This window comes from Kocuria aegyptia, from assembly GCF_039530085.1.
Lineage (GTDB): Bacteria > Actinomycetota > Actinomycetes > Actinomycetales > Micrococcaceae > Kocuria > Kocuria aegyptia.
This window is the reverse complement of sequence record NZ_BAAAOA010000046.1, coordinates 600234-614493: the sequence shown is the minus strand read 5'-3', so window position 1 is coordinate 614493 and position 14260 is coordinate 600234. Positions and strand designations below refer to the sequence as shown.

Sequence of the window (14260 nt, the reverse complement as noted above, 5' to 3'; positions counted from 1 at the left end):
GAAGCGGGCCGGGGAACCGGCCCGGGGCGGGACTCAGCACAGGTCCTGGTACGGGGCTCCCGTCACGTGCCGGCGCCACTCGTCCTCGGTGATCCGGTCGCCGCGGGTGGCGCAGACCGCGGCGACCGCGTCGTCGGCCCGCACGAGCCAGCTGCGCACCACGCCGTCGTCGCCGGTGGCGATCAGCCGGTCCCCGACGAAGCGCACGTCGTTCATCCGGTCCCCGGAGGCGGACAGGGCCGCGTGGACCTCGAGGTCGGCGGCGCCGACCTTCCACATCCACACGAACTTGTCACCGGAGGCGCCCGCCAGGAGGGTGCCGTCGGCGGAGAACTGCAGCCCCTTGACCGAGGACAGGGCGTCGGAGGTCTCCCCCAGCGGGTGGGGGTCGGACGGGTCCGCGACGTCCCAGAGACGCACCCGACCGCCCTCGGTCCCCACCGCCAGGACGTCGGCCACCGGGGAGAACACGGCCGAGGTGACGACCGAGTCGAGGGTCAGCTCCGCGGTCCGCCGGGGCGCCGCGGGGTCGGAGACGTCCCACAGCTGCACGTGCTTGGCGTCGTCCGCCGCGGCGAGCACCGTGCCCGCGGCGTTGAACCGCACCGCCTCCGTCCCGCCCACCGGGACGGAGGCCACCCGCCGGACCTCTCCCCCCGCGTCCCGGCGCAGCAGGGCGATCTCGGAGCCGACCTCGGACCACGCCGCGATGGTGGAGGCGTCCGCCGTGACGTCGGCCCCCGTGACGCCGACGTCGAGGGCCGCCGCCCGCGCCGGCTCCTGCGGTCGCCCGTCCTCGAGGGGCCAGACCAGGAGGTCCCCGTCACGGGTGCCACCGGCCACGAACGAGGCGTCGGGCGCCACGGCGCCCGCGTACCAGAGGGTCTCCCCGGGCGGGGCCTGCGGGGACGGCAGCGGGACGGGCACCTCCCCGGTGAGGTCGAAGAGCGAGACGACGCCGTCGCCGATGCCCACCGCGCTGAGGACGGTGTCCGAGCGGTCGGTGGAGAGCTGGTACACCGGGTCCCCGCGGCGGTGGATCACCGGGCCCTCCAGGTCCCACGAGCGGGTGGTGCCGTCCTGGGAGGCCGTGATCAGCCGCTCCCCCACCCGCAGGGCCCCCGTCACCCGGGCGGGGGTGGGGAACACGTCGACGCGGGCGAGGTCGGGCAGCCGGTGCACGTAGGCGTTCTGGTCGAAGCTCGCGGCCACGACCTGCTGACCGTCCGGGGAGAAGCTGACGTCGCTGATCCAGCTGCCGAAGTCGCGGACGCTGCCGGCCTCCGTGAGCCGGTCCCCCTCCACGTCGTAGAGCTTCAGCTCCCGGGCGTTGAGCCCCACGGCCAGGCGGGCGCCGTCGTCGTCGAGGGCGAGGGAGCGGACGATCCGATCGGTCGCGACCGTCCCGAGGCGCTCGGCGCGCCGGCCGTCGGTGGCGTACCGGGTGATGCCGGCGGAGCTCCCACCGGCATAGACGGTCCCGTCGGCGGCCGCGGCGACGGCGAGGACGTCGGCGTCCTCGCCCAGCGGCAGCCGGGGCAGCGGCTCCGGGGCTGCCGGGTCCTCGAGGGACCAGCGCAGCACCTCGCCACTCCCGCCGGCGAGCAGCTGCCCTCCCCCGGGCGAGAACACCACCGCGTTGACCGCGGTGCCCGAGTCCACCTCGAGACCGGCGAGCCGCCGCGCGGGCCGGTCCGTGACGTCCCACAGGCTGAGGTGGCCCTTCCCCGCGGTGGCCGCGAGGACCCTGCCGTCCCGTTCGACGAGGTCGACGTCGGCCAGGCCCCGCTCGGTCCCGTCGACGACCACGACGTCCTCCCGGTCCTCGACCAGGCTCTCGAAGTCCCGCCACACGGACAGCCGGCCGTCCCCGGCGGCGCGCGCCACCACCGCTCCGTCTTCCAGCGCCGCAAGCCGGGACGCGCCGCCGGGGCCCAGCCACCGCTCGGGGGAGTTCACCGCGGTCGCGTCGATGAGCGCGGAGGTGCCCTCCCGGGTGGGCGCCATCCGGTACGCCGCGAGGCTCAGCTGCGCGGCGAGGTTCGGCGACTCGCCCCGGATCCGGGACGCCTCCAGCGCCGTCTGCCGGGAGAGCGCCTCGTCGCGGGCGGTCTCCGCGTCGGCCTTGAAGTGCTCCGCCCGGACGCCCAGCGCACCGGCCACCACGGCCGCGCACACCGCCAGGGCGAGCAGGACGAGGGCCACGTGGCCGCGCCGCTCGATCTCCCGGGCGCTGCGCTTCTGCCGCTCCAGGGCGTCCTCGTAGTGGCGCTCGCTCTCGGCCAGGTACTCGCGCTCGGCCGGGCTCAGCAGCGCCTGCTGGCGCGGGTCCCCGGTCCAGTCCCGGAAGGAGGCGAGCTGGCCCAGCGGGATCAGCGCGAGGGGGTCGCGGTCGTTGGCGAGCCACATCTGGGTGGCGCGCTGCAGCTGCTGGCGGACGTAGAGGTCGCGGCGGCTGTCCTCGATCCAGCGGCTGAGCCGGGACCAGTGGTCCAGCAGGGACTCGTGGCTGAGCTGGATCTCGTCCCGGTCGATGGTCAGCAGCCGGGCGCGGGCGAACGCCTCGACCACGTCCGCCCCGCCCTCCGGCAGCTCCTCCCGGAGCACCGGGGTGCGCACCACCGTGGCGGAGGTCCCGGTGCCGACCACGCGCACCAGCCGCAGGAACACCGCGCGGGCCACGTCCTGCTCGCGCGGGCCCAGCCGGGCGTGCACCTCCTCGGCCCGCCGCTCCACGGCCTCGGTGATGCCGCCCGCCGCGTGGTAGTCGGCCACCGTCAGCTCCCGGGTGCGGGCGTGCTCCCAGGTGCCGAGCATCGCCTGGGACAGCATCGGCAGCAGGCCCACGCCCATCTCCGTGCCGCGGGGGGCGACGTCCCGCAGGATCACCTCGACCAGGTCCGGGGAGACGCGGGCGCCGACGGCCTCCGCGGGACCCACGACGATCTGCTCGAGCTGATCCCGGGTCAGCGCCCCGAGCAGCACGGGGTGCTCCAGCGCGGCGCGCAGCTCGGGGTGCCGGCTCGCGGTGCCGAAGAAGTCCGCCCGCAGGCCGACCACGACCACCCGGTCCCGGCTCGCCGCGGCGAGCCGGTCCAGGAACCGCCCGGGCTCCTCGTCGTCCCGGGCGCCCGTCCAGAGCTCCTCCAGCTGGTCGAGGACGAGCAGGTCCGGCGCCGTCCCGACGGCGTCCTCGAGCCGGCGCACCGGGTCGAGGCCCGGGGTCGTGGCCACGGCGCTCCACCCGTGCAGGGGCCCGCCCTCGGCGCGCAGCCGGCCGAGGAGCCCCGCGCCCAGCAGCGAGGACTTCCCGGCCCCGGACGCCCCCACCACGGCCAGGATCCGGGGCCCGCCGGCGCCCGCCAGCTGGGCCACCCGCTCGCCGAGCACCGCGACCTCCGCGGTCCGGCCGTGGAAGTGCATCTCGTCCTCGGGGCGGTAGGAGCGCAGGCCCACGTACGGGGTGGAGTCCGGCCGGACGGGGGTGCGGGAGCGGTTGACCTCCTCCCACCAGTGTTCCGCGGGGCGCTCGTCGGTCAGCCCGAGGGCGTCCAGCAGGGCGGTGAACTCCTCGCGCAGGGCCGGACCGGGCAGGTGCGCCCCGCTGAGCCAGCCCTGGATGGTGCTGGCGGGGAGCCGGCAGGAGGCCGCGAGCGCGCGGACCGACAGGCCGCGGCGGCGGCGCGCGGCGCTCAGCTGCTCGGCGAGCCGGGGCCGCTCGGGACCGGGGCGGGACGAGGCCACCGGGGTGCCTCCTGGGGGTCGTGGACAGGGGGGACCCTGGCATCGTAGGTCGGCCTGCCGGCGCACCGGCAATGTTGCGGCCGGGGGCCCGAGCGGGCCGCAGGACGTGCTAGAGCGGTGCGGGCAGGAGCCGGCCGGCGTCCCAGGGCACCGCCCAGCCGAGCGCCGTGAGCAGCCGGTCCAGGAGCACGCCCGTGAACCCCCAGACGGTCACCGTGGAGTCCGTGCCGGCCACGGGGACCGTGAAGGCGGGCGAGCGGTAGGTCTGCCGGCCGCGCGTGACGGCCGCGCAGTGCCGGTTGGCCGGGTCGACGAGGTCCAGCACGGGGACGCGGAACACGAGGGAGGACTCGGCGTGGTCCACGACGTCCACCGGCGAGACGTCCCGCCACCAGCCCAGCACCGGGGTGACGAGGTGGTTGGAGACGGGCAGCGGCACCGGGGCGAGGGCGCCGAGCACCTCCACCCCGCGCGGGTCCAGCCCGGTCTCCTCCTCGGCCTCGCGGACGGCCGCGCGCACGTGGGCCGCGCTGACCTCGCCGCCGGGCACGGACAGCATCTCGTGCAGGTCCCCGTCCTCGGGGTCCAGGCGACCGCCCGGGAAGGCGACCTGGCCGGGGTGGGAGCGCAGCGTCGCGGCCCGCTGGACCAGCAGGACGTCGAGGTCCCGCCCCACGCCCTCCGCGTGCTCGGTGGCGCGCGAGGGCAGGTCGTCGAGCGCCCCGAAGAGGATCAGCACGGCCGAGCGGCGGTAGTTCTCGTCGATCTGCCCGATCCGCCACGGCTCGCGGTCCTCCATCCGCAGCCGCCGGCCGGTGCGGGCCACGCGGAGCAGGTCCTGGTAGGCGTCGCCCATGGGCCGCCCTCCTCGCCGGTCGGTGCCGCTCACGGGCTCAGTGGCCAGCCGTCGGCCTGCAGCTCGGCCCGGGTGCGGCCGGCGAGGAACTGCTCCAGCAGCTCCTCGCGGCCCGGGGCGAACTCGTACTTGAGCAGGGCCGCCGCCTGGGCCGTGTCCGTGGGGCCCTCGCCGTAGGAGGGGCACAGGTCCGCCACCGGGCACACCCCGCACGCCGGGCGCCGGGAGTGGCAGATGCGGCGCCCGTGGTAGACGAGCCGCTGGGACAGGTCGGTCCAGTCGCGGGGCTCGAACAGGGCGGCGACGTCCCGCTCGACCTTGACCGGGTCCTCCTCCTCCGTCCAGCCGAAGCGGCGGGCGAGCCGGCCGAAGTGGGTGTCCACGGTGATCCCGGGGACCCCGAAGGCGTTGCCGAGCACCACGTTGGCGGTCTTGCGGCCCACCCCGGGCAGGGTGACGAGATCCTCCAGCCGCCCGGGCACCTCGCCGTCGTGGTCGTCCACGATCTTCTGCGCCAGGGTCCGGATCGCCCGGGTCTTGGCCCGGTAGAAGCCCAGCGGGCGGACGATTTCCTGGATCTCGGCCTCGTCCGCCTCGGCGAGCGCCCGCGGCGTGGGGCAGGCCGCGAAGAGGCGCGGCGTGGTCGCGTTCACGCGCACGTCCGTCGTCTGGGCGGAGAGCACCGTGGCCACGAGCAGCTCGTACGGGGAGCGGAAGTCCAGCTCGGCGACCGCGTACGGGTACGCCTCGGCGAGCACCGCGTTGATCCGGCGGGCCCGCCGCTTGCGCGCCAGCGGGGACTCCGGGACGCCCGTCCGGCGGCGCCGCGCGGCACCGGCGCGGGCCTTCGCGGGGTCCACGGTGCGCAGGTGGGCGGGTGGGCGGGGCACGGCGGGTGGGACCATGCCCCGATTCTAGGCGGCGTGCGCGCAGGGCCTCCGCGACCCGGTCCGGCGTGGCCCCTGTGGAACCGGGTGCACCGATCGTCTAGGGTGAAATCGACACTATGTGAGCTGTGACACGGACGTCCGGTCCCACCGGGGGTCCGCACACGGTGTGCCACGAGAAGGGAAGACCACATGGCTTCAGAGACCACGCCCGCCGAGACCAGGACCTTCGCCCCGAGCCCCGAGTTCGCGGCCCAGGCCAACGCCACCGCCGAGCTGTACCGGCAGGCGGAGGAGGAGGGCGTCGACTTCTGGGGCCGCCAGGCGCGCGAGCTGCTGACCTGGAACAAGGAGTTCACCGAGGTCCTCGACTGGACCAACCCCCCCTTCGCGAAGTGGTTCCAGGACGGCACCCTCAACGCCTGCTACAACGCCGTGGACCGGCACGTGGAGGCCGGCAACGGGGACCGGGTGGCCATCCACTTCGAGGGTGAGCCCGGCGACAGCCGCAGCCTCACCTACGCCCAGCTCAAGGACGAGGTCTCGAAGGCCGCCAACGCCATGGAGGGCCTCGGCGTGACCAAGGGCGACCGCGTGGCCCTCTACCTGCCGATGATCGCCGAGGCGGTCATCGCGATGCTGGCCTGCGCCCGCATCGGCGCGATCCACTCCGTGGTCTTCGGCGGGTTCTCCGCCGACGCGCTGCGCTCGCGCGTGGAGGACGGCGAGGCGAAGCTGGTGGTCACCGCGGACGGGACCTTCCGCCGCGGCAAGCCCTCCATGCTCAAGCCGGCCGTCGACGACGCCCTCTCCCGCGGCGGCGCCACCGTGGAGCACGTGCTCGTGGTCCGCCGCAACGAGGCCGACATCGAGATGACCGAGGGCCGGGACGTGTGGTGGCACGAGGCCGTCGAGGCCGCCTCCACGGAGCACACCCCGTCCGAGCAGGGCGCCGAGGACCCGCTGTTCATCCTCTACACCTCCGGGACCACCGGCAAGCCCAAGGGCATCATGCACACCACGGGCGGTTACCTGACCCAGGGCGCGTTCACCCACAAGTACGTCTTCGACCTCAAGCCGGAGACGGACGTCTACTGGTGCACCGCCGACGTCGGGTGGGTCACCGGCCACTCCTACGTCGCCTACGCGCCCCTGGTCAACGGCTCCACCCAGGTGATCTACGAGGGCACCCCGGACTCCCCGCACCGCGGCCGGTTCTGGGAGATCGTGCAGAAGTACGGGGTGACGATCATGTACACCTCCCCCACCGCGATCCGCACCATGATGAAGTGGGGCGAGGAGATCCCGGCGGAGTACGACCTCTCGTCCCTGCGGGTGCTCGGCACCGTGGGCGAGGCCATCAACCCCGAGGCGTGGACCTGGTTCCACCGGGTCATCGGCGGCGGCCGCTGCCCGATCGTCGACACGTGGTGGCAGACCGAGACCGGCGCCATCATGATCTCCCAGCTGCCGGGCGTGACGGTCGCCAAGCCGGGCTCCGCCCAGGTCCCGATGCCCGGCATCAAGGTCGACGTCGTGGACGACAACGGGCAGTCCGTGCCGAACGAGACCTCGGGCTTCCTCGTGCTGCGCGAGCCGTGGCCCTCGATGCTGCGCACCATCTGGGGCGACGACGACCGCTACGTGGACACGTACTGGTCCCGGTTCGGCGAGATGTACTTCGCCGGCGACGGCGCCAAGCGCGACGCCGACGGGGACGTGTGGATCCTCGGCCGTGTCGACGACGTCATGAACGTCTCCGGCCACCGCCTCTCCACCCCGGAGATCGAGTCCGCGCTCGTGTCCCACCCGTCCGTGGCGGAGGCCGCGGTGGTGGGCGCCACGGACGAGACCACCGGCCAGGCCGTGATCGCCTTCGTCATCCTCTCCGACCAGGCCGACGCCGAGGGCCGGGACAAGGCCGAACTCGCCGAGGAGATGCGCGCCCACGTGGGCAAGGAGATCTCCCCGATCGCCAAGCCCAAGAAGGTGCTCATCGTCCCCGAGCTGCCCAAGACCCGGTCCGGGAAGATCATGCGCCGGCTGCTCAAGGACGTGGCGGAGGAGCGGGAGGTCGGTGACGTCTCGACCCTCGCGGACCAGACCGTGATGCAGCAGATCGTGGACTCGCTGGCCAGGTAGTCCGCGCCCCTGTGCTCCGCAGCGCCCCCTCGCCCCTGCCGCGCGAGGGGGCGCTGCGGCGTCCGGGAGCCGCGCCCGGTCCCGCCCCGGGGTGAGAGGATGCGGGCATGACCACCTCGCGCAGACCGATCTACGTCCTCAACGGCCCCAACCTCAACCTGCTGGGCGTCCGGCGCCCGGAGGTGTACGGCACCACGACGCTCGCGGACATCGAGGAGGCCGTGCGCGCCCGGGCCGCCGCGGGCGGGCGGGAGGTGGAGTTCCACCAGTCCAACCACGAGGGCGTCCTGGTGGACCGGATCCAGGAGGCCCGCACCGCGGGCGCGGCGATCATCATCAATCCCGCGGCGTTCACGCACTACTCGATCGCGATCCACGACGCGCTCGAGGCGGCCGAGCTGCCCGTGGTCGAGGTGCACCTGTCCAACGTGCACCGGCGCGAGGCGTTCCGGCACACGTCCTACGTGTCCCGGCAGGCGGACGTGGTCATCGCCGGGGCGGGGGCCTTCGGCTACGAGATGGCCGTCGAGCACCTGCTGCGCACCCTGGCGGGCTGACGGCTCAGGCGGCGCAGGAGCCGGAGTCCACGGCCTGGGTGCTGCCCCCGGCGGCCTCCAGCGCCCCGCGCAGCTCGTCCAGCGTGAGGGCGTAGCCGACCTGCCCCTCGAGGGCCTTGGCGAAGACGACGCCGACCACGGAGCCGTTCTGCGCCACGAGCGGGCCGCCGGAGTTGCCCTGCTGGACGCGGCCGGCCAGCTGGATGATCTCCATGGTCCCGCCGGTGCCCTGCACGGGCGCGAGCGCGGTGCCCTGCACGGTGGCGGACCCGGCGGCGAACGGCCCGCCCAGCGGGTAGCCCATGAAGGCGACCAGGTCCCCGGCCGCGGGGTCCTCCCCGAGCGGCAGGGCCCCCAGCGGGAGGGACGGCGCGGAGAGGACGGCGAGGTCGGAGCCCGGGTCGTAGTGGACGACGTCGGCGGAGTGCACCTCGCCGTCCCGGGTCTGGACCACGGGCTCGCCCACCCCGGCCACCACGTGGGCGTTGGTCACCACCTGGCCGGCGGCGGTCACGAAGCCCGAGCCCGTCTGGTTCTGGCGGCACTCCACCGCCATCCCGTAGACCTGCACCACCGACTGCCCGGCCTGCTGCAGGGCGGCCGTGCTCGCGCTCTCGTCGGGGGCCTCCTCCGGCGGGAACAGCAGGGCGTCGATCTGCCGGATGCCGGTGGCCCCTCCCACGGCGTCCCGCGCCTCGGTCACCGCCTCGCGCACGGGGGCGGGGGTGTGCCGGTCGATCGTGCGCAGCACCGTGGAGGACGCCACCTGCTGGGACAGGGCCGGGATGCCCAGCTGGCCGACGAGCGAGCCGAGCAGCGAGAGCACGAGCGCGGCGACGGCGACGTCGAGCACCGCCCCGGCGATCCGGTTCAGCGCGCCCAGGCGCATGCGCTCGGTCACGGCGGACAGGGCGCGGCCAAGCAGCCCGCCCAGCATCTGCCCCGCCACCAGCAGGACCAGGACAGTGGCGAGCACGGCGCCCACCCGGTACTGCGGGTCCACCTGCGCGCTCACCCACGGCGCGGCCGAGAACGCCGCCACGCCGCCGAGCACGAGCCCGGCCAGGGAGAACAGGGAGTTGAAGAAGCCGCGGCTGAACCCGTAGAAGAGGTAGCCCAGCAGCACCACGGCCAGCAGGACGTCGAGCAGGTTGAAGGACGGGGACATCGGGTTCCTCTGCGGGTTCTGTGGGGCCGGGGGCCGGTGAGCGAGTCACCAGCATAGGGAGCGCGGCTGGGAGATCCGTGGAGCGGGCCTGCCACCGCGCCCGGGCCCGCCGCGGCCCTCCTTGGGATTCGCAGGCCCGAGACACTACAGTGAACGTCAGGTACGTTAGGTCGCTCACACACGGGTGCGGGCGACTCCCGCTGACATCGGCCGCCGCGGGCCGCGGGCCCGTGGCGGCACATCTTGAGGAGAACCATGGATATCGACGTCCTCCGCCGCGCTCCCCTGTTCGCGTCCCTGGACGACCAGGCGTTCGGAGCCCTCACCGAGGAGCTCACCGAGGTCGACCTCTCGCGCGGGTCCACGCTGTTCCACGAGGGCGATCCGGGGGATCAGCTGTACTTCATCATCTCCGGCAAGATCAAGCTCGGCCGCACCGCCCCGGACGGCCGTGAGAGCCTCGTGGCGATCATGGGCCCGGGCGAGCTGTTCGGCGAGATGGCGCTGTTCGACCCGAGCCCGCGGTCCACGTCCGCGACCGCCGTGTCCGAGACCCGCCTGGCCGGGCTCAAGCACGAGAACCTCAAGAAGGTCATCGAGCGCTCCCCCGACGTCTCCGCGCAGCTGCTGCAGGCCCTGGCCCGCCGGCTGCGGCGCACCAACGAGAGCCTCGCCGACCTCGTCTTCTCCGACGTGCCCGGGCGTGTGGCGAAGGCCCTGCTGGACCTGGCCGACCGGTTCGGCCGCCCCGCGACCGACGGCATCCTCGTGGCGCACGAGCTCACCCAGGAGGAGCTGGCCCAGCTCGTCGGCGCCTCCCGCGAGACGGTGAACAAGGCGCTGGCCGAGTTCGTCCAGCGCGGCTGGATCCGGCTCGAGGCCCGCGCCGTGGTGATCCTGGACCTCCAGCGGCTCAAGCAGCGCAGCCGCTGAGTCCCGCCCGGACGTGGAACGGCCCGGCCGCCCTCGCGGGCGCCCGGGCCGTTCCGTGTCCGGGGCGGCGTCCGCGTCCCGCCCCGGGGTGGGTCAGGACAGGTCGAGGCGCAGCACGGGCCGGCCCTCGTGCACCTCGAGCACCGGGTTGCGGGCCACCAGGGTCCGCTTCCTGGCGAGGAACGCGATCGCCGACGAGCACTCGGCGACCGACTCCAGCACGCACTGGACGCCGGGCGAGGAGAGGTCGTCGATCGTGCGGCCCACGGTGTCCTCCTGCCCCACGAGGTCCCCGAGCCAGCTGCCCGCCGGATCGGCCACGGCCTGCGCGGCGTCCACCCAGCGGCCCCAGACGCCCTTCGACTCCAGCGCGGACGGGGCCTGCCCGTCGGGCACCACCGCGGTGAAGTAGTGGATGTCGTACCGGCGGTGGGCGAAGTCGGAGGTGATCCAGTGCGCCAGCGGCTTGAGCAGGTCGGAGCGCAGCACGAGGCGGCGCCGGCCCAGCACCTCGGCGAGGGACACGTCCCCCACGGCGAGCGCCTCCCGGGAGCGCATCCACTCGGCGCCCTCCACGGACTCCACCGCGCTCATCGAGTCCGCTCCAGCCAGCAGGACGCCGGTCTCCTCGAACGCCTTGCGGACCGCGGCGACCACGGTGCGCCGCGCCCGGCCGAGGTCGTCCGCGATGCCGAGCTTGCGCCCCCAGTCCGCGGGGCTGGGCCCGGCCCAGTCGAGGGGCTCGTCGTCGTGGGGCTCGAGGGTGCCGCCGGGGAACCCGACGGTGCCGAGCGGTGAGTTGCCGGGCCGGTACTTGAGGTAGGTCTCCACACCGTGGTCGCCGTCCCGCACGAACACCACCGCGGCGGCGGGCGAAGGGGCGCTGCCCGGGATGCCGGCGCCGCGCTCGAGCCAGGCCTGCGCGGCCCCGCGCTGGCCCTCGGGGATCTCGAACCAGCGCACGGCCGGCGGGCGGCCCGTCCGCGGGGCCCGCGGCTCAGCGGAACTCGGCAACGAGCTCCACCTCGACCGGCGCGTCGAGGGGCAGGACCGCGACGCCCACCGCGGAGCGGGCGTGCACCCCGGCATCGCCGAAGATCCGCCCCAGCAGCTCGGAGGCGCCGTTGACCACACCGGGCTGGCCGGTGAAGCCCGGGTCGGAGGCCACGAAGCCGACGACCTTGACGATCCGGACCACCCGGTCCAGGTCCCCGACCGCCTCCTTCACGGCGGCCACGGCGTTGAGGGCGGCGCGGGCGGCGAGCTCGTGGGCGTCCTCCGGGGAGACGGTGCCCGCCGCCCCGGACGCGGACACCTTGCCGGTGGCGGGCAGCTGCCCGTCCACGAAGGGCAGCTGGCCCGAGGTGTGCACCCACGATCCGGTGGTCACGGCGGGCACGTAGGCGGCCACGGGGGCCGCGACGGCCGGGAGCTCGAGGCCGAGCTCGGCGATGCGGGATTCGACGGCGGAGCCGTTGCTCATGGAAGTCCTCCGGTGTTCTCGGGAGCCGTGTCGTCCGGCCGTCAGGCCTTGGGACGCTTGAGGTAGGCGATGGGGTTGGTCTGGACCGGGGCGTTCATGTTGCCCGCCGGGACGTCGGCGGGGGTGCTGCCGGGCAGCACGGTGACGAGCTCCCACCCGTCGTCGCCCCAGTTGTCGAGGATCTGCTTGGTGGCGTGGATCATGAGCGGCACGGTGGCGTATTCCCAGGTAGTCATGGCCCCAGCGTAGCCACGAACGCCGGGACGCGCTCCGCCGTGACGGACCGCACACCAGCTGTCGCCCGGTGCGCGCTTGTAGACTGTCCGAATGGCTTCCCGCAAGAACCCTGCCGCGCAGGCACCGTCAGCCCTGGGCAACATCGTGGCGTTCATCGCCACGAGCATCGTTGCCGGCATCGTGGCCGCCGGTCTCCTGGTCCCCCCCGCAGCCGCCACGGGCCTCGCCGCCAACGCCTCCATCGGGTGGTTCAAGGACCTCCCGGCCCAGATGGAGGCGGGGCCGATGTCGCGCGCCTCCACGCTGGTGGCCCGGGACGGGACGGAGATCGCCACGTTCTACGCGCAGAACCGCACGCCCGTCTCCCTGGACGAGATGTCCCCGCACATGGAGGCCGCGATCCTCGCCATCGAGGACCGCGACTTCTACGAGCACGGCGGCGTGGACCTCGGCGGGATCCTGCGCGCCCTGGGCAACAACATCATCCGCCCGGACGCCCGCCAGGGCGCGTCGACCATCACGCAGCAGTACGTGAACAACCTGCTCATCGACTCCCAGGTCCGCGCCGGCGAGGAGGCCACCACCATCGGCGCCGACAAGGGGTACTCGGACAAGATCAAGGAGATCAAGCTCGCCCTGTCCATGGAGCAGGAGCTGAGCAAGGACCAGATCCTCGAGGGCTACCTCAACATGGTGCTCTTCGGCGGGCAGAACTACGGCGTGGAGGCGGCCGCCCAGTACTACTGGGGCATCCCCGCGTCCGACCTGAGCATCTCGCAGTCCGCGGTGCTGGCCGGGATGGTGCAGTCGCCCAACTACTACGACCCCGCCGCGAACCCGGAGGCCGCCACCGAGCGGCGCAACATCGTGCTGGACACGATGCTCGCCACCGGGGCCATCACCGAGGAGGAGCACGCGACCGCGGCCGCCGAGCCCATCGAGGTGAACCCCAACCCCACGAACTCCGGGTGCACGGCCGCCGAGATCGCCCCCTACTTCTGCGACTACGTGGAGAACAGCATCCTCCAGGACCCGGCGTTCGGCGAGACGCCCGAGGAGCGGCTCAAGACCCTGCAGCTCGGCGGGCTCACCATCACCACCACGCTCGACGTCAAGGCCCAGCGCGCGGCCGAGAAGTCGGTCAACGAGACCCAGCCCCGGGACGACAACCCGGACAACGTCTCCACCGCGCTCGTGTCCCTCGAGCCCACCAACGGGGACATCGTGGCGATGGCGCAGAACACCTACTACTCCACCGGCGAGGGCGCCTCCAACACCACGTACAACTTCAACGTGGACTCGTGGATGGGCGGGGCCGGCGGCTTCCAGGTCGGCTCGACCTACAAGCCGCTGACGTACGCCGCCTGGATCGACGCCGGCAACGGCGCGGAGGACACGGTCGACGCCACCCAGACCCGGTGGCCCCCGGACCACCGGTGGAAGGCCTCCTGCCTGGAGCGCGGGTACAAGATCGAGCCCGGCAACAACGGCGAGGGCTTCGAGATCCAGAACGCCGAGTCCGGCTACACCCGTGAGATGGAGGCCGACTTCGGCCTGTACAACTCGATCAACACCGCGATCTACGCGATGGCGGAGGACCTCGACCTGTGCGACATCGGGGAGCTCTCCGAGTCCCTGGGCATCGTCAACGGCAAGGACGGCGAGCCCGTCGACACCACCGTCCTGGCGTCCCTGCTGGGCGGCTCCGTGGACATCTCGCCGATGACCATGGCCCGGGCCTACTCCGCGTTCGCCAACCGCGGCGAGATGTGCGAGCCGCGCGCCCTCGAGCGGGTCGTGGACTACACCGGCAAGGAGTACGAGATCCCCGGGACGTCCTGCGAGCGCGTGATCAGCGAGGACGTGGCCGACGGCGTGAACTACGCCCTGAACCAGACCCTGATCCGCGGCTCGGGCTGGCAGCGGGAGATCGGCCTGCCGGGTGCCTCCGCCGCCAAGACCGGCACCACGGACAACTCCACCCAGACCTGGATGGTCGGCTACACCCAGGGCCTGTCCACCGCGTCCTGGGTCGGCAACTACGAGTTCGGCTCCCGGTCCCTGAACGGGCTGTCCATCGGCGGGAAGCGCACCGAGGGCGACGACTGGGTGGACGGCTCCACCTACGCCGGCGGCCAGTGGCAGCGGTTCATGCGCGAGGTGGCCCGGGACTACGACACGGGCAAGTTCAAGGAGCCCTCCAAGCGGGTGCTCGAGGGCCGCAACGGCACCTCGCGGCCCGGCTGAGCCCCG

At 73.7% G+C, this 14260-nt stretch carries 11 protein-coding genes; 4 read left to right on the top strand and 7 right to left on the bottom strand.

All coding sequences use genetic code 11. The features are described 5' to 3' along the window. Nucleotides 1-33: 33 nt before the first annotated feature. The 3 genes from ABD220_RS17135 to nth form a co-directional block, all read right to left on the bottom strand. The gene (locus ABD220_RS17135; RefSeq protein ID WP_344124660.1) at nucleotides 34-3744 is read right to left on the bottom strand and encodes an nSTAND1 domain-containing NTPase; all 3711 of its coding nucleotides are present in this window, start codon (nucleotides 3742-3744) and stop codon (nucleotides 34-36) included. Between the two features lie 109 nt (nucleotides 3745-3853). Then, on the bottom strand, nucleotides 3854-4600 hold the full coding sequence (locus ABD220_RS17130; RefSeq protein WP_344124659.1) for an NUDIX hydrolase: 747 nt from the start codon (nucleotides 4598-4600) through the stop codon (nucleotides 3854-3856). A gap of 29 nt (nucleotides 4601-4629) precedes the next feature. After that, nucleotides 4630-5505, bottom strand: a complete 876-nt coding sequence (nth, locus tag ABD220_RS17125) for an endonuclease III (protein ID WP_344124657.1) — start codon at nucleotides 5503-5505, stop codon at nucleotides 4630-4632. 174 nt (nucleotides 5506-5679) lie between these two features. On the opposite strand from nth, the gene acs reads away from it, so the two are divergent. Then, nucleotides 5680-7629 (top strand): acetate--CoA ligase, encoded by a 1950-nt coding sequence (acs, locus tag ABD220_RS17120; RefSeq protein WP_344124655.1) that lies wholly within the window; start codon nucleotides 5680-5682, stop codon nucleotides 7627-7629. A gap of 107 nt (nucleotides 7630-7736) precedes the next feature. Continuing rightward, on the top strand, nucleotides 7737-8186 hold the full coding sequence (gene aroQ / locus ABD220_RS17115; protein WP_344124653.1) for a type II 3-dehydroquinate dehydratase: 450 nt from the start codon (nucleotides 7737-7739) through the stop codon (nucleotides 8184-8186). Nucleotides 8187-8190: 4 nt separating this feature from the next. On the opposite strand, the gene ABD220_RS17110 is transcribed toward aroQ, so the two are convergent. Beyond that, the gene (locus tag ABD220_RS17110) at nucleotides 8191-9354 is read right to left on the bottom strand and encodes a MarP family serine protease (protein WP_344124652.1); all 1164 of its coding nucleotides are present in this window, start codon (nucleotides 9352-9354) and stop codon (nucleotides 8191-8193) included. A gap of 255 nt (nucleotides 9355-9609) precedes the next feature. Here ABD220_RS17110 and ABD220_RS17105 point away from each other — a divergent pair, with 255 nt between their 5' ends. Continuing rightward, on the top strand, nucleotides 9610-10287 hold the full coding sequence (locus ABD220_RS17105) for a Crp/Fnr family transcriptional regulator (RefSeq protein WP_344124650.1): 678 nt from the start codon (nucleotides 9610-9612) through the stop codon (nucleotides 10285-10287). A gap of 93 nt (nucleotides 10288-10380) precedes the next feature. On the opposite strand, the gene ABD220_RS17100 is transcribed toward ABD220_RS17105, so the two are convergent. Genes ABD220_RS17100 through ABD220_RS17090 form a run of 3 tightly spaced genes read right to left on the bottom strand, consistent with a single transcriptional unit; the run spans nucleotide 10381 to nucleotide 12006 of the window. Further along, nucleotides 10381-11301 carry an NUDIX hydrolase gene (locus ABD220_RS17100; RefSeq protein ID WP_344124648.1) on the bottom strand — a complete coding sequence of 307 codons (921 nt, stop codon included), beginning with the start codon at nucleotides 11299-11301 and terminating at the stop codon, nucleotides 10381-10383. Next, nucleotides 11285-11770, bottom strand: a complete 486-nt coding sequence (locus ABD220_RS17095) for a RidA family protein (RefSeq protein WP_344124646.1) — start codon at nucleotides 11768-11770, stop codon at nucleotides 11285-11287. The genes ABD220_RS17100 and ABD220_RS17095 overlap by 17 nt, the downstream gene beginning before the upstream one ends. Nucleotides 11771-11811: 41 nt before the next feature. Further along, nucleotides 11812-12006, bottom strand: a complete 195-nt coding sequence (locus ABD220_RS17090; RefSeq protein WP_344124645.1) for a DUF4177 domain-containing protein — start codon at nucleotides 12004-12006, stop codon at nucleotides 11812-11814. A gap of 91 nt (nucleotides 12007-12097) precedes the next feature. Here ABD220_RS17090 and ABD220_RS17085 point away from each other — a divergent pair, with 91 nt between their 5' ends. Continuing rightward, nucleotides 12098-14254, top strand: a complete 2157-nt coding sequence (locus ABD220_RS17085; protein WP_344124643.1) for a transglycosylase domain-containing protein — start codon at nucleotides 12098-12100, stop codon at nucleotides 14252-14254. Nucleotides 14255-14260 lie beyond the last annotated feature (6 nt).

Coding starts and splice junctions, on each gene's coding strand:
- ABD220_RS17130 (WP_344124659.1), bottom strand. CDS start 4,600: ATGGGCGACGCCTACCAGGACCTGCTCCGCGTGGCCCGCACCGGCCGG.
- nth (WP_344124657.1), bottom strand. CDS start 5,505: ATGGTCCCACCCGCCGTGCCCCGCCCACCCGCCCACCTGCGCACCGTG.
- acs (WP_344124655.1), top strand. CDS start 5,680: ATGGCTTCAGAGACCACGCCCGCCGAGACCAGGACCTTCGCCCCGAGC.
- aroQ (WP_344124653.1), top strand. CDS start 7,737: ATGACCACCTCGCGCAGACCGATCTACGTCCTCAACGGCCCCAACCTC.
- ABD220_RS17110 (WP_344124652.1), bottom strand. CDS start 9,354: ATGTCCCCGTCCTTCAACCTGCTCGACGTCCTGCTGGCCGTGGTGCTG.
- ABD220_RS17105 (WP_344124650.1), top strand. CDS start 9,610: ATGGATATCGACGTCCTCCGCCGCGCTCCCCTGTTCGCGTCCCTGGAC.
- ABD220_RS17095 (WP_344124646.1), bottom strand. CDS start 11,770: ATGAGCAACGGCTCCGCCGTCGAATCCCGCATCGCCGAGCTCGGCCTC.
- ABD220_RS17090 (WP_344124645.1), bottom strand. CDS start 12,006: ATGACTACCTGGGAATACGCCACCGTGCCGCTCATGATCCACGCCACC.
- ABD220_RS17085 (WP_344124643.1), top strand. CDS start 12,098: ATGGCTTCCCGCAAGAACCCTGCCGCGCAGGCACCGTCAGCCCTGGGC.